Origin of the sequence: Microbacterium sp. 4NA327F11, from assembly GCF_005503465.1 — a bacterium.
GTDB classification, from domain to species: Bacteria; Actinomycetota; Actinomycetes; order Actinomycetales; family Microbacteriaceae; genus Microbacterium; species Microbacterium ginsengisoli.
Genome location: NZ_SCOB01000055.1, coordinates 1 through 1,333, shown reverse-complemented (window position 1 = coordinate 1,333; position 1,333 = coordinate 1). Strand labels below are relative to the sequence as shown.

Sequence of the window (1,333 nt, the reverse complement as noted above, 5' to 3'; positions counted from 1 at the left end):
TGTCCCGCGTCAAGAAGTTGGCAGGGTTTCTTCGATTTCGAAGTTGGGGATGGTCGGGCTTGCGAGCCCGAGGTGGACGTCGGCGGGCCGGTTCCAGGCGATCGCCTCGTGCGGGCGGACGTGGTTGTAGTCGGCCCGGTACGCATTCACGTGCTCGACGAGCTGCAGGGCGTCGCCGATCTCTTCACGGAACAGCCACTCGTACTTCATCGACCCGAACCCGCGCTCGCGTGACCCGTTCTGCCCGGGCGTGCGCACCCGGGTGCGCACGTGCTTGAGCTCCGGGTGCGCGGTGATGAATGCCTCGAACGTGAACGACCGGAACGGGCCACCATTGTCAGTGACGATCGTCACGACGGGCTCGATCTCACCCGTGTCCGTGTCCACGGGCGCGTCATCGATCAGCGGGTGACCGAGCAGCTGCTCGGTCTCGTCGAGAGCCTTCTGCACGGCCTCGACGGCGTCGTGCTTGTTCGCCGTCGGAGACACGTGCGCGTCGAACTCGTACTTCGACCAGTAGTCCCGGCACGCCGCGATCCGCCACGTGCCGCCGGTCGTGGTCTCGTACTCGGAGAAGTCGAGCTGCCACACCTGGTTCGGGCCGGTCGGGTCCTTCGCGAACGCGGCCTTGCGCCGCTCGGCGCGCTTGCGCCGCTCCCGCTGGTACTCGGCGGGCAGGATCAGCCCCTCGTCGCGGAGGATCCGCAGCACGGTCGCCTGCGAGACCCGGTGACCATCGTGGCGGGTCATCGCCCAGACCTTCCGGTGCCCCCACGCCGGATGCGCCGACGCGTGCTTGACGACGACGTCGCGGACCGCGACACGCGCCGGCTGCGGCCACGGCCCTTTCGGCGGGCGGTCCAGCTTCGCTTTGGCCTGCCAGCGCCGATACGAGCGTTCGGGCACACCGATCAGCTCCACGAACCTCGCGGTCGGCATGCCCGCATCCCGGCGGATCACCTCGAGGTCCTCGAAGGGCCCAGCCGGCCCTCCGCGCTCTTCTTCCACACCCGGATCTCGACCGCGGCCTCACCGAGCGCCTGGGTCAGATCCGCGACCTCCGCCTCGAGCTGCTGCTCACGGGTCGACAGGCCAGACTTCCCCGCCGCGAGCCCCGTCTTCCCGGCCTCGAGGAAGTCCGCCTTCCACCGACCGATCGACTGCTCGCTCACCTTCTCGCGACGAGCGGCCTCCGCGATCGAGACCTCGCCAGCGAGGATGCTCAACACGATCCGCGTCTTCTTCTCCACCGGGATCACTGGTGGTCTTCCCATGTCGGACTCTCCGTTCAGGACTCAACTAACAGCCCTGCCACTAAGTCTGACGCGCGACA

2 protein-coding genes are annotated in these 1,333 nt (G+C 68.1%); both read right to left on the bottom strand.

Annotated features, from left to right (window positions below; translation table 11 throughout):
• Positions 1-9: 9 nt before the first annotated feature.
• Positions 10-939 (bottom strand): integrase core domain-containing protein, encoded by a 930-nt coding sequence (locus FFS51_RS14580; protein ID WP_249352745.1) that lies wholly within the window; start codon positions 937-939, stop codon positions 10-12.
• Between the two features lie 17 nt (positions 940-956).
• Positions 957-1,274 carry a transposase gene (locus FFS51_RS14575; protein ID WP_137878790.1) on the bottom strand — a complete coding sequence of 106 codons (318 nt, stop codon included), beginning with the start codon at positions 1,272-1,274 and terminating at the stop codon, positions 957-959.
• Positions 1,275-1,333: the final 59 nt, after the last annotated feature.